The 17,469-nt window shown below is 53.6% G+C and carries 15 protein-coding genes and 1 tRNA gene; 6 read left to right on the forward strand and 10 right to left on the reverse strand.

Features of this window, described 5'->3' with window-relative positions:
* Positions 1–33: 33 nt before the first annotated feature.
* The 3 genes from GJA01_RS04590 to GJA01_RS04600 all read right to left on the reverse strand — a co-directional run bounded on the left by GJA01_RS04590 (position 34) and on the right by GJA01_RS04600 (position 3,422).
* Positions 34–2,127 (reverse strand): phosphocholine-specific phospholipase C, encoded by a 2,094-nt coding sequence (locus GJA01_RS04590; RefSeq protein WP_062503413.1) that lies wholly within the window; start codon positions 2,125–2,127, stop codon positions 34–36.
* Positions 2,128–2,236: 109 nt separating this feature from the next.
* Positions 2,237–2,803, reverse strand: coding sequence for a hypothetical protein (locus GJA01_RS04595; protein ID WP_062503412.1), 567 nt, complete (start codon positions 2,801–2,803; stop codon positions 2,237–2,239).
* Positions 2,804–2,807: 4 nt separating this feature from the next.
* Positions 2,808–3,422, reverse strand: coding sequence for a DUF1826 domain-containing protein (locus GJA01_RS04600; protein ID WP_062503411.1), 615 nt, complete (start codon positions 3,420–3,422; stop codon positions 2,808–2,810).
* Positions 3,423–3,517: 95 nt separating this feature from the next.
* Here GJA01_RS04600 and zigA point away from each other — a divergent pair, with 95 nt between their 5' ends.
* The 4 genes from zigA (at position 3,518) to GJA01_RS04620 (ending at position 7,359) form a co-directional block, all read left to right on the forward strand.
* Positions 3,518–4,717 (forward strand): zinc metallochaperone GTPase ZigA, encoded by a 1,200-nt coding sequence (gene zigA, locus GJA01_RS04605; protein ID WP_062503409.1) that lies wholly within the window; start codon positions 3,518–3,520, stop codon positions 4,715–4,717.
* Positions 4,718–4,810: 93 nt separating this feature from the next.
* On the forward strand, positions 4,811–5,467 hold the full coding sequence (gene petA / locus GJA01_RS04610; protein ID WP_062503407.1) for a ubiquinol-cytochrome c reductase iron-sulfur subunit: 657 nt from the start codon (positions 4,811–4,813) through the stop codon (positions 5,465–5,467).
* Between the two features lie 9 nt (positions 5,468–5,476).
* Complete coding sequence (locus tag GJA01_RS04615; protein WP_062503405.1) at positions 5,477–6,661, forward strand: cytochrome b; 1,185 nt, start codon at positions 5,477–5,479, stop codon at positions 6,659–6,661.
* A complete protein-coding gene (locus tag GJA01_RS04620) occupies positions 6,661–7,359 on the forward strand; it encodes a cytochrome c1 (RefSeq protein WP_062503403.1) in 699 nt (232 codons plus the stop codon). Before GJA01_RS04615 ends, GJA01_RS04620 begins: the two co-directional genes overlap by 1 nt.
* Here GJA01_RS04620 and GJA01_RS04625 read toward each other — a convergent pair whose 3' ends face one another.
* The 4 genes from GJA01_RS04625 to ypfJ form a co-directional block, all read right to left on the reverse strand.
* Positions 7,360–7,818, reverse strand: a complete 459-nt coding sequence (locus tag GJA01_RS04625; RefSeq protein ID WP_061930916.1) for a c-type cytochrome — start codon at positions 7,816–7,818, stop codon at positions 7,360–7,362. It lies immediately after the preceding gene.
* A gap of 49 nt (positions 7,819–7,867) precedes the next feature.
* Entirely contained in the window at positions 7,868–8,734 is an 867-nt protein-coding gene (locus GJA01_RS04630) for a cytochrome-c peroxidase (protein WP_253783223.1), read from the reverse strand.
* A gap of 23 nt (positions 8,735–8,757) precedes the next feature.
* On the reverse strand, positions 8,758–9,276 hold the full coding sequence (locus GJA01_RS04635) for a hypothetical protein (protein ID WP_172794460.1): 519 nt from the start codon (positions 9,274–9,276) through the stop codon (positions 8,758–8,760).
* A gap of 130 nt (positions 9,277–9,406) precedes the next feature.
* The gene (ypfJ, locus tag GJA01_RS04640) at positions 9,407–10,264 is read right to left on the reverse strand and encodes a KPN_02809 family neutral zinc metallopeptidase (RefSeq protein ID WP_062503397.1); all 858 of its coding nucleotides are present in this window, start codon (positions 10,262–10,264) and stop codon (positions 9,407–9,409) included.
* A 181-nt stretch (positions 10,265–10,445) separates the two neighbouring features.
* On the opposite strand from ypfJ, the gene GJA01_RS04645 reads away from it, so the two are divergent.
* Together GJA01_RS04645 and GJA01_RS04650 are read left to right on the forward strand one after the other, a co-directional pair.
* Positions 10,446–11,228: a class I SAM-dependent methyltransferase gene (locus GJA01_RS04645; protein ID WP_010503152.1), complete on the forward strand. Its 783-nt coding sequence runs from the start codon at positions 10,446–10,448 to the stop codon at positions 11,226–11,228.
* 141 nt (positions 11,229–11,369) lie between these two features.
* Positions 11,370–11,454: transfer RNA gene (locus GJA01_RS04650), tRNA-Leu, on the forward strand.
* 19 nt (positions 11,455–11,473) lie between these two features.
* On the opposite strand, the gene GJA01_RS04655 is transcribed toward GJA01_RS04650, so the two are convergent.
* From GJA01_RS04655 to purU, 3 genes are all read right to left on the reverse strand, one after another.
* Positions 11,474–15,181, reverse strand: coding sequence for an AAA family ATPase (locus tag GJA01_RS04655; protein WP_062503395.1), 3,708 nt, complete (start codon positions 15,179–15,181; stop codon positions 11,474–11,476).
* Positions 15,181–16,407 (reverse strand): metallophosphoesterase family protein, encoded by a 1,227-nt coding sequence (locus GJA01_RS04660; RefSeq protein ID WP_062503393.1) that lies wholly within the window; start codon positions 16,405–16,407, stop codon positions 15,181–15,183. Before GJA01_RS04660 ends, GJA01_RS04655 begins: the two co-directional genes overlap by 1 nt.
* Before the next feature lie 109 nt (positions 16,408–16,516).
* Positions 16,517–17,395, reverse strand: coding sequence for a formyltetrahydrofolate deformylase (gene purU / locus GJA01_RS04665; RefSeq protein WP_062503391.1), 879 nt, complete (start codon positions 17,393–17,395; stop codon positions 16,517–16,519).
* Positions 17,396–17,469: the final 74 nt, after the last annotated feature.

A 17,469-nucleotide genomic window follows, 5' to 3' on the forward strand; every position in this document is an offset into this window, starting at 1 on the left:
ACTACCCGGAAGTAGTCCTCAAGAGGTTTATGCTCAGCCGTTGGTTTGCTGAGCCATGACCGCACCCATGACAGGGTCTGTAATACTGGCACGGCCGGTTTCCACATGACCTGCGAAGCGTTGATGATTATCGGTTTCTCCATCAACCAACACGCTCACATCATACCATTGATGGCTTGAAGTCAGATCGAGAGGCACAGCCAGTGCCTGACCAGCTGCTATGGAAAGCGACCTGTCTTCCGCACCGTAAGCGTTATCCTTGAACAGGATATTCTTACTGACCGTACCAGTATTCCTCAGGTCAAGAACAAGCTGTCCTGTTTCTTTCTGGTGGTGAGCCCGTAGCACTAGCGTTGATGGGACAGCACGCTTGAAATATCGCGCGAAGCCATTCGGGCCGAGCACCGTGAAGTCATGCTGGCCTTCATGCGAAATATCCCAACGATCCTTGACGGATTTACCGGGCTCCACCGTATGACGGCGCGGCGTTTCGGTTGTTCCGTCCCGATAGACATAGAAGCTGGCACCGACCGTTCCCGTATTCCGAATCTCAAACGCCACCGCGTCAGGGGTGTCTTCAACCAGATCCACAGCCAGATTGTATGGCAACGGACGGGCAGGGCGCGCGCCACGCTCCTGATCTCCGATATCGTCAACTGTGCTCTGATGAGGAATGACCGGGTTGGGCAGCTTGCAGGAAGCGTCCGCGATTTTCTTGTATGCAGCTGTATCGGGGAGCGGGACTTTCACGTGACTCTTGCGAGAGAAGTCAAACGCGCTTGTCAGATCGCCGCAAACCGCACGACGCCAGGGCGTAATGTTGGTTTCCTTGACGCCAAACCGACTCTCAATGAAGCGAATGACCGAGGTGTGGTCAAAGACTTCCGAGCAGACAAAGCCACCAGTGCTCCACGGGGAAATGGCAAAGGCAGGAACGCGCGGACCAAGGCCATACGGCAGATTGTCAGGCTTGTAGCGCTGTGTTTCAAAGTTCTGGAGATGCCTGTGGATCTCACCTTCAGTGGACACAGTACTCAGGCCGGGCAGAACCGGGGTAGGAGGCTGTGGCGGCGGCATGTGATCGAAATAGCCGTCATTCTCGTCATACATGACCAGAAAGACTGTCTTGGCCCAGACGTCAGGATTTGCCGTCAGGGCATCAAGAGCATGGGCAATAAATGTTGCCCCGTATCCCGGTGTCCAGCGCGGATGTTCGGAGTAAGCTGCTGGAGGCAGTATCCACGAAACCTGCGGAAGCTTGTCGGCCAGTACATCCTGTTTGAGATGATCCAGTGTCCGGGCCGTCATGGCGCGATCATGTAGCGCGGAGCCTAGCTGTGCCTCAGCAAAATTCTTGAAACACATCAGCACGTTGGTACCGAAATTTCCGTTTTCGATATCCGCGCCAGAAAGACCCTGCTGATACACCTGCCAGGAAACACCGGCATCCTGCAGACGCTCCGGATAGGTTGTCCAGGTAAACGGATCTGGCACCTTGGGGTAAAACTCCCGGTCTACCCAGTCCACGTTGTCGAGAATTGGGCCGCCACCCGTGGCATTCGGATCGACCATCCCGGACATCAGATAGAAGCGGTTTGGATGCGTCTGGGTTGGTGTGGAGCAGAAGTAATGGTCGCAGACCGTGAAGGCATCCGCCAATGCATAATGGAAGGGAATATCTTCGCGCGTGTAGTACCCCATCGTCATATCTTTTTTGTGACGAGGCCACTGATTGTTCCAACCCTTGTTGATCGCCGCGTGCGTGGGCGACCAGCTATGGTCAAGGTCGATAACGCATTCCGCGCTGGACGTCTGGGTTGGGAGGTGAAACGGCGTAATCCAGCCGTTTTCGGCCTTTTGTCGTTGCTGCCACCAGATGGGTTCACCGCCGGGGCCGCGAACAACATGCCGATCTCCGTAACCACGAACGCCTGAAAGATGGCCAAGATAATGGTCGAATGAACGGTTTTCCTGCATCAGCACGACAATATGCTGCACATCCTCAAGCGTTCCGCTCTCACGGTGCGCAGGAATGGCGCGAGCACGCTGGATCGAGGGCAAAAGAGCGCTCAGGGAAAAGCCGGCACCAAGGCCCAGAAGGCCGCGACGGTCGAGTTTTACGGTCACCGGATCATCTCTTTCGAATAGTCAGAACTGGACGCATCGTTACCATGCCTGATGTTTGAAAATCACGAGGCAAGAGCACGATATTTTATGTTTGTTTTGTGAATGGGCTTTAGAGAACAGACAACGCAAGATACACAGCCTGTGGACTAGCCTCGCAACTGACGCGCACCCTGTCCCCACTCCAGGAAGGAACGAACGCAAGATCAAAAGGAGATAGGCTACTGGTCGGATCGTAGCCATTGAACGTGCCCGACTTCCAATGGAGTTGCCCGGATCCATAGCAGCAAAACGCTCGCAGCTTGGCTTTCCCGAACGGCTGCTCTGGCTGTTGTTCTGATGTCAGCCGCAAGACCATCCGATCTGAGACAGCAAATGCGGCTGCCAGAGCTGCTGTCTGCTCGACATCTTCAATCATGAAGGCCGGATAGCGCTCACGGATGGCGGACCTCTTCAACTGACTCAGAATATCATTGAGTGTTCCATCCAGAAAAAGATCTTCTGCAGGAAGCTGATGACCCTGCAATCTCTGCTGCCAGTCGTTCGGCACTTTCCGGGTCCAGACAATCATATCCAAATCCGTCCTGGCGAGATCTACGAGAATTTCCGGTCGACTTGAGGCTCGAACACGCGGAGCATCGGCGAGGACAGGATCAGGCCAGCTTTCAATGACAAACATGATATTAGGCCGCAATCATTACAGGAGCGTCCATGGACGCTCCACACGCACCAGCTTCGTCAATTGTCAGAAGAAGCCTCTGGCGTTTCTCAATCGGAAGAGCCGATAAACGTGGCGAGCGATGGCGGACACTGGTTGCTTCAGACCATCCCGGAAAATGCTTTCCTTTGAGAAAAACAACGGCTCCATCCGGAGCCTGATGAATGGTCAAACCTCCATCTGCCGTCCATTCAACACCAGGGCCGACATAAGTGCGGAGCAATCGCAGCCCCACACAGTCAACATGGAATTTTCGGCAACTGTCCGTTGTCACTTTTTCAAGCCGAACGCGTAACGTTTTATGCCCGGAAACCTCCTGATATCGACTTGCAAGATCAATCATATCCGCCAGCAAAGGGAGGGTTTCATCCGGGAAAGCTTGCGTAAGACCACTACAGATTGTCTCCAGCGTCCCTTGAGCCATGGCCAGACGCGCACCATTCCGGAGATGACTCTCAAAGGCTCTTCTGATGGCTTCAGTAAGTCTTTGAGAATGAACGGCAATCGTGCGTTCCGGGGAGAGTATTTCCCTGAAAGACGATTGGCTGACCAGTTGGTGACGCGTCGGGCATGATGACATCGCAACAAAATCACTCTACACATTGATATGTTATATCATAACTATATAAGCCTTTCACGCAAGACCGTTCATTCCATCAAGGAGCTTTTGTCATCATGGATGACCGATTGCCCGTTACCGTTCTCTCCGGCTTTCTTGGAGCCGGAAAAACAACACTTCTCAATCATATCCTGAACAACCGCGAAGGGCGGAAAGTCGCCGTCATCGTCAATGATATGAGCGAAGTGAACATTGACGCGGATCTGGTGCGACAGGGAGGGAGTGATCTCTCCCGTACGGATGAGAAACTCGTCGAAATGAGTAATGGATGCATCTGCTGCACCTTGCGGGATGATCTTCTGAAGGAAGTCGATCGACTGGCTCGTGAAAAGCGGTTCGACTATCTGCTGATCGAATCAACAGGCATCGCAGAACCACTGCCTGTCGCCGCAACCTTCGAGTTTCGGGACGAGGACGGCCGTAGTCTCAGCGATATTGCGCGCCTCGATACCATGGTGACAGTTGTGGATGCGGTGAATTTGCTCCGCGATTATGGTTCAACAGACTTCCTGAAAGATCGGGGAGAGGTCGCAGGTGAAGACGACGAACGGGCACTTGTTGACCTTCTTGTGGAGCAGATCGAGTTCGCCGATGTGGTGCTTCTGAACAAGGTTGATACTGCAACACCTGAACAGAGGGACGCAGCTCGACTCATCATCAGATCTCTCAATGCAGATGCCGAAGTCCTCGAAACCAGTCAGAGCACTGTTTCTTTGGACAAAGTCCTGAACACTGGACGTTTCGACTTTGATCGGGCTCACCAGCATCCGACGTGGTTCAAGGAACTCTATGGTCATGCCGACCATGTGCCAGAAACGCAGGAATACGGAATTTCGAGTTTTGTTTACAGAGCCCGTCGTCCGTTCTCCCCACAAGCCTTTGCACAATTTATCGAACAGTCATGGTCAGGCGTTGTGCGCGTCAAAGGCTATTTCTGGCTTGCAACACGACCGGACTGGGTTGGTGAACTGAGCATTGCCGGTGCGCTGGCCCGCAATCAGGCTGCAGGGCGATGGTGGAGCAGCGTGCCGCAGGATTCCTGGCCTGATGATGACGCCTGGCGCGCAACACTCGCAAAATACTGGGACGATACATATGGAGATCGGAGGCAGGAACTGGTCTTTATTGGCGCAAACATGGATGAAGCAGATATTCGGGCCGCATTGGATAACTGCCTGATGCCAGAAAATGCGGATGGCATTTTCATGCCCTGGCACTATGACACTCTCCCGGATCCATTTCCTGTCTGGGAATAATGACAATCATACGAAAACAATAAACCGCTTTGAGATTGACACCTCCCATGGTGCACTCCGATGATTGGGGCCGGTCCATTTCGAGCGGAACCCATGACACAAGACGATGCCTCCCTGACTTCTGACACCCCCCACTCCAAACCAGAGCAGGGACCTCGACGCAGGGATGTGCTGGCTACCGTGACTGTTGGCATGGGATGCGCTGGCGCATGTGCCCTGGCTTATCCCTTTCTGGACAGCCTGAACGGAACGCGCAGTAACCGTGTTGGCGAGAGCGACATTCTGGACGTGGATCTCTCTCTACTAAAACCGGGCCAGCAGAGTGTTGTCACATGGCGGGGCTGGCCCGTTTTTGTGCAGAAAAGAACGCCGGAAATGCTGAAAAAACTTCAGGATCCGGCGCTGCTTCAAAAATTGCGTGACCCTGAGTCCCGTATCCCGCAACAACCCAAAGATGCAGCAAACTGGCATCGGTCCATTACCCCCGACATCGGCGTCATGATCGGGATCTGCACGCATCTGGGCTGCGTTCCAACATTTGATGCTCCAACACAGGCCGAACCCTCCGGGAAATACCTTTGCCCCTGTCATGGATCGCAGTTTGACAGCGCTGGTCGAGCTTTTAAGGACGCGCCTGCGCCGTACAATCTCCCGGTTCCGCCTGTGACGATGATCTCTGACAAACATCTGCGTATCGGCGAGAGTAAAGGCGATCCTGACTTTGATATCGCCAATATCCGACAAATCTGAGCGCACCCCATGACTGAACGTCCGCAATCCGTATCGACATGGTTGAATACCAGACTTCCAATCTTATCTGCTTTTCGGCGTGAGTATGTTGAATTCTCCATGCCGCGGAATCTCAATTATCTCTGGAATTTCGGGGCTTTCGCTGTCGTTTCGCTGACGCTTCTGATCCTCAGCGGTATCTTCCTCGCTCTCAATTACACACCGACGCTTGCCGACGCCTTTTCAAGTGTTGAAACCATCGACCGGCAGGTCGCATCAGGCTGGCTCATCCGATCTGTTCACATGGGCGGCGTATCCATGCTGTTCGCAGCCCTGTATGTGCATATTGCACGCAGCCTGTATTACGGCTCCTACAAGGCGCCGCGTGAACTGGTCTGGCTGACAGGGTTGGGACTACTGCTTCTGGTTATGATTACGGCGTTTGCCGGTTACGTTCTTCCCTGGGGACAGATGTCTTACTGGGGTGCGACCGTCGTGGTGAATGCCGTCAATACAGTTCCACTTGTTGGAAAACCTTTGGCATCCTGGCTTCTGGGCGGGGAAGGACTGGGCAATGTTGCGCTGCACCGTCTCTTTGTCCTGCACTTTGTCACGGCATTTTCGATCATCGGCGTCATTGTCCTGCATGTCGCAACTCTACACGTTACAGGGTCCAATAACCCGACCGGCAAGGATTTGACGGAGCCTGACCAGACCGTGCCGTTCCACCCCTATTACACGACGAAAGACGGTCTGGGTCTTTGCCTTTTTCTGTTGGTGTATGCGGCGCTGATTTTCTTCGCGCCTGACTTTCTGACGCTGAGCGACAATTATGTTCAGGCCAACCCGCTCATAACACCTTCGGATATTACACCTGAGTGGTATTTTGCCCCGTTCTACGCCATCCTTCGGGCCGTCCCCTCAAAACTCGGTGGTCTTATTCTTGCAACAGGCAGCATCGTCATTCTGTTCGCGCTACCTTGGCTTGACTCTTCGACGATCAGATCAGCCCGTTTCCGACCTTGGCTCCGAGTGGCTCTGCCTCTTTTATTTCTTGCTTTTTTGGCTCTTGGTCTGGCGGGGATGAGCCCTCCAAGTCCTTTCTGGCTCTGGATCAGCCGTGCCGCTGTCGCGTACTGGTATGTCTATTTTCTGGGCCTGCTTCCTATGATTGCACGTCGAGAACAGGCCAGCCGCCGAAAAGAGCATTTTTAATGAGACGTCTCTTTATAGCCAGTATGCTGGCGTTTCCGGCTTTTGCAGCTCATGCCTCTACACCTGAACAGCGAGGCCTCGAGGTTTTTCGGCAGGTTTGCAGCTCATGCCACAGTCTCAATCATGTTACGTATGCCGATCTGGGAGAACTGGGCCTGTCTGTCTCGGATATCAAAGCCTATGCTGCCCAGCATGAAATCCCCGATGGCCTGGATGATGATGGCGATCCAAAGACACGCCCCGCTCACCCTTCAGATGTTATCGGTTCTCCCTACCTTACAGCCGGTATGGCACGCATGGCCAATCACGGCGGTCTTCCACCAGATTTTTCACGTCTGGCTATGACACAGAAAGGTGGGATCAGGAGAATTATTGATATTCTTGTCTCTTATACATCCCCGCCAGAAGGGAAAAAACTTCCCCCCGGTTCGTATTACAATACCGCGATGCCTCATCTTCACATCGCCATGCCTCCGCCACTCCATGACGGACAAATCAAATATACTGATGGGACAAACCCTACCGTTCCGCAGATGGCGCACGACGTTGGAGCATTTCTCTCATGGGCAGGGCATCCACACCTTCATACCAGACATAGGACGGGACTGTTCGTCCTGTCCTATCTGGCTATCCTGAGCGGCTTTTTATTTGTTCTCAAACGACGGGTCTGGGCAAAACAAACAAAGAAACTGCCTTGATCAGGGCAGGGGATGCAGAGCATCCAGCGCTTCACGCTCTGCCAGAATATCCTTGGCTTTTTTGGGAGTGTCGCGCTGCGACTTGAAATCGTCTGCAGAAAAAACCGGTGGCGTACCAGGCGTATTTAACGAAGAAACATAGGTTAAAACTGCCGCCAGATCCTCGTCACTCAGGGATTTGAAGGATGGCATATAGCCCATGTAGCTCACATCTGAAGCTTCAAGCGGTCCATGAAGACCGTTCAACAGAACATGAATCAGATAGGCTTTGCCCTCAGGGGAGCCCGCGATCTTACCAATCCGACCACTAAGGGGAGGAAACTGGCTAGGAGAACCAATCCCCGCAGCTTGATGGCAAACGCTGCACCGACTGTTGTAAATTGCCAGACCATCTTCTGCATGAGCCACGGAGAGTGCCGCCAAAGCAGCTGTCAGAAAAAAGGTGGTACACTTGAGCATAGACGTCACCCTGAATGTCCTATCAGCAGATCATGGACGCAATGATCCTTCATTGTGCAATCCTGACAGGGCATTGTTCGGCAGGCAAGGCGAAGTCCTGACGTGAGAGAAATGTCTGATCCGTTAAAAGAGACAGAAAAGCCGTAATGCTGGCTATTTCTGTGTCAGATAAAGCATCTGTATTCGGATGAGCCTGAATGGCAGCCGCCAAAGTAGCCGCGGACCCATCATGCAGATACGGGGCTGTGACTTCCACATTACGAAGAGACGGCGTTCTGATGGGGCCATCCTTGCGCTTTCCCAGAACGTGAAAATGGTGATCCATGAACAATGGTGGATTATGACAAACCGAGCATTTTCCTTGCCCGAAAAATAACATCTCCCCACGCTTCTGCTCGCTTGTCTCCTCATGATCCGGCTGATCCCAAACAGCGTGGTTTGACACCAGGGTGCGCTCAAAAGCCGCAAGCGCTGTAGAGAAGTGCTTCATGTCCATAGCACTCTCTGGAAATGCGATTGAGAAAAGAGCCCGATAGCAGGAATTTGCCGAAAGTCGCTGATTGAGCTCGGCCATATCGGTCATGCCCATCTCAACAGGATGGTTCCCGCTTAGGGGAATAAAGATCTGTCTTTCCAGAGAAGTGACGTGTTGATCTGTCCATGTCAGGCTATGGAATAATCCTACATTGGCGAGGGAGGGAACATTACGGATACCCTGTTCGTCCGTCACGCCGGGATGTGTGGGATTTCCATCAGAAAAAGCATGTCTTTGCTCATGGCAGGTAGCACAGGACATACTCCCATCCAGAGACAGGTCTGCATCGTAGAAAAGACGATGCCCCAACTCTGTCTTAGCCCTCTCGGGAGACAGAGAGGCTGCACAAGCCATTGCTGGCAGGCAGCTCACTGTCACCATGAGAAAAAACAGACCAGAAAACGTCACGGAACAGAGGAAACCATAACGGGAATATCTTGCTGCCCACTTCCGGCAAGCTGTAGCGTGTAAGTGCCAGACTTAAGTGGAAAATCGACCATCTTGCGAATACCGGAACAATCTGGTCCGTGCTGATGGTGAGTCGAACTGGCTGGAACAGTCCCTTGCAGGACATCAATCCATGTCTTGTTTGGGAGCATAACCCTGTATGTCCCATCTTTAGGCGCCTCAAAAACCACCATGCCACTGAAACTGACACTTCCGCCTGGCTCTGCCGGACGCTCTACAAAATGCACATCCGGAGTGTGAGCGAGCCGGATTGTAGCGGCATGTCCCAATGTCAGCCTGCTCACAGAGAGAGCACCAGCCTGAGTTGCGGCGTTTAAAGGGGAGGGATTGCTCCATCCTTCATAGCCAGCAGGCAGGGGATGCGGACCGCTCTTGCAGCTTGCGTCGTCAGCCAGTGCAGAACCTGCATGACAGGCAAACAGAGCCATGGAAAGGGGAAGCAAAATGCGCTTCATGATGAATATCCTGATCAACGGCAATTCAAGCATGAAGCATCATATTTTCGCACTTTTCCAGACTCATGACGGCATCGAAAGATGTCATCTCATTCTGTGGCGTGCCAGTCTCAGGTACACTCGGACGATATCAAAGGCTCGGCGCGCTGAACGTGTCACAGCGATTGATGTCACCACTGCTCAGACCGCGTTTGAACCAACTGACGCGCTGGGCTGAAGTGCCGTGTGTAAAGCTGTCAGGAACGACATATCCTCTCGCCTGACGCTCCAGCCGATCATCACCAACAGCAGCAGCCGCATTCATGCCTTCCTCGATATCCCCTGTTTCGAGAAGATGTTTGGCGTCATTCGCCCGCTTGGCCCAGACACCAGCAAAGCAGTCGGCCTGAAGCTCCACACGTACAGAAAGCCCGTTGGCCCCTTTTTGAGACGCATCGCCCTGTCGGCTGACCTGTTGCATGATGCCAAGCTCATTCTGAACATGATGCCCGATCTCATGGGCAACAACATACGCTCTTGCAAAATCGCCGCCCGCTCCAAGCCGGTTCTGCAACTCCTGAAAGAACTGGAGATCCAGATACACCTTGTGATCCGCCGGACAATAAAATGGCCCAACCGATGTCTGTGCATAGCCACAGGCGGATTGTACGCCACCACTGAAAAGCGTCAGCCGGGGCTCATGATATGTGCGTCCCATCTGCTGGAAGTATGCTGTCCAGACGTCTTCCGTTGATCCGAGAACACGGGCAATAAACTGCTTGCCAGCATCATTGGCTGGACGCTGAACCTGCGCAACTGTCGAACTGTCGGATGACGGGCCAGTCTGCAAAAGGTTCAGGACGATGCGGGGGTCTACACCAAAATAGAGCGCACCAATCACGAGAATGACGCCACCAATACCGCCAATCCGCAAGGGCGTGCGACTACCCCCACCGGAACCTCTCACGTCGTCAATGTTGGTGCTTTCCCGCTGATCGTCCAGACGCATGGGTATCCAGTCCTGTTTTTACTGCCGGTAGAGAGCGTTGCCAGAAAGTGCCTGCCAACGGTTGAAAGAAACATATCCGAAAGCGGAACAACGCCTCTGCTCTCAGAAATTTTCCCAGATGAGTAAAGACTTTTTTCAGTTTTGAAGCCACAGTTGTGAGATTCACGACTGGAGCACTTTCATGCTGTCGAAATATGCCTTCCTGTGTCTGTTTCCTCTCCTGACCGTTACGTCCGCGCTTGCCGGGCCAACCCTGGATCAGGCTGTACACTCTCCGAAAAGAACGCCCGCTTTTGTAGCGCGTGATGCGGTCCGCCATCCCATTGAAGAATTGACTTTTTTCGGGTTGAAGCCAGACGCTCATGTTCTGGAAATCTGGCCATCAGGAGGGTACTGGACGCAAATTCTGGCGCCTTATTTGTATGATCATGGCACATACACCGTCGCGTTAGGCCCTGCTGACCTGAAAAAACAGGCTATCAGCAAACTTCAGTCCGAACGTCCAGACATTTACGGACGGATCAGAACCACGCAATTTGACGGGCAGCATCTGGATTTTGCGCCTGCAAACAGCGTTGATCTCGTCCTGACATTCCGCAACATGCACAACTGGATGGAAGCCGGAAACGCGCCGGAAATGCTTGCCGCCATTCACAGGGTCCTCAAACCGGGTGGCATACTGGGCATTGAGGATCATCGTGGGAATACCACGGCACCTCAGGATCCGATGGCAAAAGACGGATATGTTCGGCAGTCTTACGCAATCGACCTGATCCAGAAGGCCGGGTTCAAACTGGTTGGCAGTTCTGAAATCAATGCCAACCCGAAAGATACAGCCAACTGGCCCAAAGGGATCTGGACGCTGCCTCCCACTTACGCACTGGGAGCAACGGACCATGCAAAATATGAAGCCATTGGGGAGGGCGACAATTTTGTTCTGAAGTTCCAGAAGGTTAAAGACTGAACTTCAAATCCCGAGCATCCTGTAAGAAAGAGCCTGATACAGCCAGATCTGTATCAGGCAGCGGGGTCAACATTTTCAATGCCATAACTACAAATGCCATTGCCGATACCGAAGAGTTCGTATAGACCCACCCCACAGTCCGCGGGCATGGTGGAATTGGTAGACACGCCAGATTTAGGTTCTGGTGGCGCAAGCTGTGGGGGTTCAAGTCCCTCTGCCCGTACCATCGCATAAAATTGTCAGTCCTAATCGACGACAATCGCGATCTGGCTTTTTCCACCTGATAAAGGCGTTACCTCGATTTTTACGGGGATGCGTTCCTTGAGTTCTTCTACATGGCTGATCACACCAACGCGGCGCCCCTGCGCCTGAAGGTGTTCAAGCACAGCAACCGCCTGTCCCAGGCTTACAGAGTCCAGCGCTCCGAACCCTTCATCTATAAACAGGCTTTCGATCCGAATGCCGCGCCCGGTAGACATTTCAGAAAGTCCCAAGGCCAGCGCAAGACTGACGAGAAAGCGTTCCCCACCGGAAAGATTCTGCAATCCTCTAACCAGCCCTCCCATATCATTATCAATGACTTCGATCAGCATTTCCCCTGCGGGCGCCCGTTGAAGGGTATAACGGGGTTTAAGATCTGCAAGGCGTTCGTTTGCAAAGTCGAGAAGATGATCAAGCGTCAGGCTTTGTGCGAAATTACGGAACCTCTTTCCCTGAGCGTCACCCAGCATCTCTCCCAGCCGCTCCCAGACATGACCATCCGCACGCTTTGCTACGAGTTGCGCCCTAAGTTCAGCTGTGTGAAATCGTGTTTCGTCGTCCTGAATAATCCGCGCTTCCAATCGGGTCAGCCCGGTTTGAGCATCTACGACGGCTGCTTTCGCCTTTAGAAGCTGCTGCTCCAGATCAGCAATCTCAAAAACTGCCTGCCTGCTGGCGTCGTGCTGTGCGTAATCACTTTCACGGGGCCTCAGGGCCGCGCACGCATCACTATGGGCCTTGTTCAGTTCAAACAGCGCCCTCTCTTCAGACGTGGCATAGTCCACTCCAAGAGCCTCGGCCTCTCCAATATCTACACGGCTGAACCCCTCACGCTCCAGCCGAGCATCAAAGCTTTCGCCTAAATCAACCAGCTCTTTTCGAGTTTCTTCAAAAAGCTTTTCCGCCCCCTCACGACGCGCTCTTGCGCCCACCGCAAGCTCTGATGCAGCGTTCCTGGCATTCTGTGCCTTCTGAAATGCGTCTTCAGCGACTTTGACTGCTCCGGCAAGAGCCTCAACAACGTTGTCAACAGGTTGCCCCTCAAGCAAGCCCGAACGTCTTTGAAGCAGAACCTGATAGACATCGTTCCTTGCCTGCCAGTCTGCCTGGATCTCTGCCAGAGATGTTCTGGCTGCCTGGACTTCACCTTCAGCACGCAAATGTGCGGCATGCAGGCTTGGCCAATCACTTTCCAACTGGGAGAGCGCATCAGTCCTCTGACGCCACGCCGCAAGAGTACGAGACAGCCACATGGCTGGATCTTCTGACAGATCACGCCATGCAATGACGTCGGAAAGTCTGTCGTCCAGGCACTTTTCCAGACGCGTCTGCTCTGCGTCGACCTGAAGACGCAGTTGGCGCGCCTCTTTCATTCTGTCTTCTGCGACCCGACAATGAGTTTCAGCGTGCTCGTGAGACTGTCGGGCTGTATCGTGATGCGTTCTTGCTGTGCGCTCTGCTGCTCGAACCTCATCAAGTGCCAGTATTTTTGCATGAAGTGCCGCCTGCTCCTGACCGAGAGCCGTCAGGCGTTTTTGCGTCTCGTCGGTTAAGGCGTGGCCGGACAGCTTGTTGTCCAGACCATAAGCCCGACACTCTCGCTCCAACTGCTCCACACCTGATATCCACGCTGCCTGACAGGCCTCTTTCGCCATATTCTGGTGACGCTGCTGGTCATATAGCTTGCGGAGTTGCTCGTGCACCGTCTCACTCAGGGTCGCCAGAACCGTTGCACGATCACGCACGGTCTCAAGCGCGGTCGCAGCATCGTCTGTCCTTTTCCGCGCGGCGTCGACTGCGCCGCCAAGCATGGCATCCAATGCGTCAAGATGATGGGCCGTCGCCCCACAAACCAGGCAAGGCTCTCCCTCCACCAAGGCTGCTCGCATCATCATGGCTGCGTCACTGGTTGTATTTCTACAGTGTTCCTCCGAACGTTTTGCCTCTTTTAGAATAGCTGAAAGAATTGGGATTTCCGTCTCTAGCTGAGTGAGTTCACTCTGATAGTCTGCCTGTTCAGCAGTCAGACGCTGAATATCATAAACTGTTTTTCCATAATTCGTTTCAGAGTTCTGTACGTCTTCATGAAGACGATTTACTTCCAGATTTTTTCTCTGAATGGCTTCCAGTGCACGAAGAGATAAGGTCAGATGCTCAAAGTGTTCCTGGCGAGGCAAATCTGCTTCAGCCTGCCATGTCGCTTCCTCGGAAGATTTCAGAGCCTGAGCGGCATTTTCGAGCGCTTCTTTGGCATTTCGGGTTTGTGTTACGGCTTCCAGATGCTGACAACCCGCCAGATGTTCTACTTCTTCAAGTCCTGAGCGTTGAGAAAGCAGGGTTGCGTGAGCCTTGAAATCAGAAATCAGGTCAGCTTCAAAAGGAGACAGTTTTGCAAGGTTGGAGTGCTCTCTCAACCAGGCCGTGAGTTCGTTTTTCCTGAGTTGAACATCAAGAACCGTCTGCGTGATTTTTCTTAAAGCCGTATCAGCACTCTGAAAAATATCAGTCTGCTTGCCGAGGCTTTTCGTCGCAAGGTCGAGCCCTTCCGTGACATGCTTTAACTCCATGTCCAGTTGTCGGGCTTCGTGAAGAGCAGCAGCAGCGTCCTGCTGCGCAGACTTGGCAGCATCGAGAGCCTGTGTCGCAGTTTCAAGCTCATTTTCAGCACACGTCATGGCATGACTGACACTTTGTTCAGTCTGTCGGGCTTGAAAAGCGGCGTCTTCTGCTTGACGGACTCTGCCTTCGGTATCTTTCAGCCTTTCCCAAGCCGCCATATGGGTCAGAGCCTGCTTGTGGCGTTCCAGCGCAGTAAAGCGAGGGGCTGCATTGTCGCAGGCCTGCCGCGTCGCTTCGCAGGCCTGAAATGCGGCATCACGCTTGGCTTTAAGATCCGATAGTCTGTCATGCCAGTCCTGGGCGGTCTGAAATTGTTCACAGATCGCCAGCTTTTCGTCATGAGCGACTTTTGCCGCCTGTCGTTCTTCTTCCAGTGACTGGCGCGCCTCTGTGTCGAGGCCGTTCATCGCCGCAATCTGCCTTTCCAGAGTGTCATATCCCGCTCTAACATCACGGGCTTTCTCAAAAGCGATCCTGCCAACACGACTGTAGATATCAGCGCCTGTCAGCTTTTCGAGCAATTGTGCCCGTTCATCGCCATCTGCCTTGATGAAGGCTTCAAACTCTCCCTGAGCCAGCACAACAGCCCGACCAAACTGTTGTGCATTCAAACCGACGAGCCGCAGGATTTCCGCTTTGGTTTCTGTCTTTTTCCCGCCCAGCCGTTCCCCGGTATCAAGGCATTCCAGATCAAGCGTACTGGTTTGAAGTTTACCTTCCGCACGGTCCCGGGCGCGGCGGACGGCCCAACGACTGCGATAGCTTCGACCGTCTCGCCCGACAAAATCGAGCTCTGCGAAACCGTGGCTGGAGCCATGCCGCAAAATCGCCCGAGGATCCTGCGGGCCAATCTCATCCTGCGTGATCTGACCTGTTTTGGGAGCACTTTCCAAACGGGGAATGGTGTCAAAAAGGGCGAGACTGATGGCATCCAGAAGCGTGGATTTCCCAGCCCCCGTCGGGCCTGTAATCGCGAAGATGCCGGCATCAGCCAGAACCCCCGTATTAAAGTTGACCTCGAATGATCCAGCCAGACTGGCAAGATTACTGCCACGGATTGCAAGGATCTGCATCAGTCTGCCTTCGAAAGAATAGGATCTGCGGTTTCTGCCAGAAGCAGAAGTTCGGCGAAGGCGCATTCCAGCGCTGCGTCCGGGCTCGTGGCGTATTTCCGCTCATGAAGTGCCCCGAAAACCTTTTCGGGCTGAAGGTCGGCCAGTTCCTGTCTTTGATCCGCCAGTGATCCCAAGTGCCCGCTTTGCTGAACAACACGGTTGATCCGCGTCAGCCTAACGGATTTCCCCTCCAGCGCATTCAGTATCCGGGCTTGCAGATGAGGCTCAGCAGTCTCCATGAGAACAGAAACTTCCAGAAACGGCTGCTGATCGCGCGGGAGTGTTTCCACAGGAAGAGCCTCAAGCTCTTTCATGACAGCATCAAGACAACGCGGAGCCCCATTGGGGATACGCAGGAAAGGAACAGCCCGGGGAATTAAAAGTTCTTGGACCACCCGCGTACCCGGCGTCAGCGTTACCAAGGTTACAGAATGCTTATAGTTGCGTTCCGTCACGGAGAGCGGGAAGGGAGAACCTGCGTAGCGAACCAGTGACGGCCCAGCAATCTGCTGCGGTCGATGCAGATGCCCGAGAGCACCATAGGTGACATCTGTGCTGAACAGGGACGCGGCGTGCGCTTCTTCGCCCCCTATGACGATCCGACGCTCTGACAGCTCTGACACATCCCCTCCGGCGACATGCAGATGCCCGGTGAGAACAACGGGAAGACCATTCGTCCGCGCCAAAAGCTGCCGGGTTGTTTCCGCGTAAAGCTCTTCGAGGCTTTCTTTTCCAAGATCGCCGGGGCGACAGAAAGGGATTGCTCCGAGCCAGGCGGCAACCCGACCCTCCGAATTCTCAAGCGGGATGCAGATCCGTTCGAAATCTGGCTGACGGTTCTTTTTCGGAAGACTGCCGACAAGATAAACCCTCTCATCAACGAGGGCGCCTGGAAGATCAATCCGCAGGGCACTGTCATGGTTTCCCCCGATCATGATGATCTGGAGATGCCGCAACCGGTTTCTGGCGTTTGCTATGAAGGCATAGAGTCTCTGCTGTGCCGAGACGGGCGGGTTCGCCATGTCATACAGGTCCCCTGTGACAAGCAGAACGTCACAGGCCTGTTCTTCGAGTTCATCCAGAAGCCAGTCAAGAAAAGCATCGTGTTCTGCCTCACGCGAGTGACCTGAAAGTTCGTGACCAAGATGCCAGTCGGATGTGTGAAGAATTTTGACGGGTTTCAAAGACTGTTTCTACCAGAACTGCTCAGGACATGACGCGCCATGCTGACACATCGGAAAAGGCATGTCCAAGCACTTCCGGTCTGTCAGACGGCACGGCCGTCGAACTGTTTCAGGGGGTGAAAACGATTGTCTTGTTTCCGTTCAGGATGGCCCGACGCTCCACATGATACCGGACGGCACGGGCCAGAACACGGCGTTCAATATCCCGGCCTTTGCGGATCAGATCGTCCGGATCGTCTGCGTGAGAAATCCGTTCCACGTCCTGCTCGATGATCGGGCCTTCATCGAGATCGCTTGTCACATAATGGGCTGTGGCCCCGATCAGTTTGACCCCTCGGCTGAACGCCTGATGGTAGGGACGGGCCCCCTTGAAACCCGGCAGAAACGAGTGATGAATATTGATGCAACGCCCGGAAAGACGCGTTGCCATCTCATTCGACAGGATCTGCATGTAGCGGGCAAGAACAGCCAGTTCCGCACCACTTTCCTGAAAGACGGTCCAGATCCGCTCCTCCTGCTCTGCCTTGGTCTCTTTCGTGATCGGCAGATGGTGGAAAGGAATGCCGTGGAAGTCCAGATCCGCGTAGGTTTCCCGGGGATGGTTGGAGATAATGCCTACAGGATCGATCTGGAGTTCGCCAAGCCGCCACCTATACAGGAGATCCACGAGACAGTGATCAAAGCGGGAAACGAACAGAAGAACCTTGAGACGCTTTGAACGGTCGCTGATGGACCAGTTCATCGAGAAGATGTTAGCCAGCCCGGCAAACTCCGTCTTTAGCGCCTCTTCTGAAAGACCATCCTTGGGAAGTTCAAAGACGATCCGCATGAAAAACCGGGTACTAGCCATGTCATCGAACTGTTGTGCCTCAGTGATATTCGCACCCAACTCGAAAAGTCGCTGACTGACCGCAGCGACGATACCCGGGCGGTTCGGGCAACTGAACGTGACGATATAGGTCGTGAGAGACGATGACTGACGTATCATGAAGGGAAGTCCGCCTAAGGAAAGCCGCCGGGCATATTGGTTAATCTGGCTTTCCTATAGTCGGTGATCCACAT

Origin of the sequence: Gluconobacter japonicus, assembly GCF_002723975.1 — a bacterium.
Taxonomy (GTDB): domain Bacteria; phylum Pseudomonadota; class Alphaproteobacteria; order Acetobacterales; family Acetobacteraceae; genus Gluconobacter; species Gluconobacter japonicus.

Excerpts from the sequence above, each read along its gene's own strand:
- GJA01_RS04595 (WP_062503412.1), bottom strand. The coding sequence starts at position 2,803 with ATGTTTGTCATTGAAAGCTGGCCTGATCCTGTCCTCGCCGATGCTCCG.
- GJA01_RS04600 (WP_062503411.1), bottom strand. The coding sequence starts at position 3,422 with ATGTCATCATGCCCGACGCGTCACCAACTGGTCAGCCAATCGTCTTTC.
- zigA (WP_062503409.1), top strand. The coding sequence starts at position 3,518 with ATGGATGACCGATTGCCCGTTACCGTTCTCTCCGGCTTTCTTGGAGCC.
- petA (WP_062503407.1), top strand. The coding sequence starts at position 4,811 with ATGACACAAGACGATGCCTCCCTGACTTCTGACACCCCCCACTCCAAA.
- GJA01_RS04615 (WP_062503405.1), top strand. The coding sequence starts at position 5,477 with ATGACTGAACGTCCGCAATCCGTATCGACATGGTTGAATACCAGACTT.
- GJA01_RS04620 (WP_062503403.1), top strand. The coding sequence starts at position 6,661 with ATGAGACGTCTCTTTATAGCCAGTATGCTGGCGTTTCCGGCTTTTGCA.
- GJA01_RS04625 (WP_061930916.1), bottom strand. The coding sequence starts at position 7,818 with ATGCTCAAGTGTACCACCTTTTTTCTGACAGCTGCTTTGGCGGCACTC.
- GJA01_RS04630 (WP_253783223.1), bottom strand. The coding sequence starts at position 8,734 with ATGGTGACAGTGAGCTGCCTGCCAGCAATGGCTTGTGCAGCCTCTCTG.
- GJA01_RS04635 (WP_172794460.1), bottom strand. The coding sequence starts at position 9,276 with ATGAAGCGCATTTTGCTTCCCCTTTCCATGGCTCTGTTTGCCTGTCAT.
- ypfJ (WP_062503397.1), bottom strand. The coding sequence starts at position 10,264 with ATGCGTCTGGACGATCAGCGGGAAAGCACCAACATTGACGACGTGAGA.
- GJA01_RS04645 (WP_010503152.1), top strand. The coding sequence starts at position 10,446 with ATGCTGTCGAAATATGCCTTCCTGTGTCTGTTTCCTCTCCTGACCGTT.
- GJA01_RS04655 (WP_062503395.1), bottom strand. The coding sequence starts at position 15,181 with ATGCAGATCCTTGCAATCCGTGGCAGTAATCTTGCCAGTCTGGCTGGA.
- purU (WP_062503391.1), bottom strand. The coding sequence starts at position 17,395 with ATGATACGTCAGTCATCGTCTCTCACGACCTATATCGTCACGTTCAGT.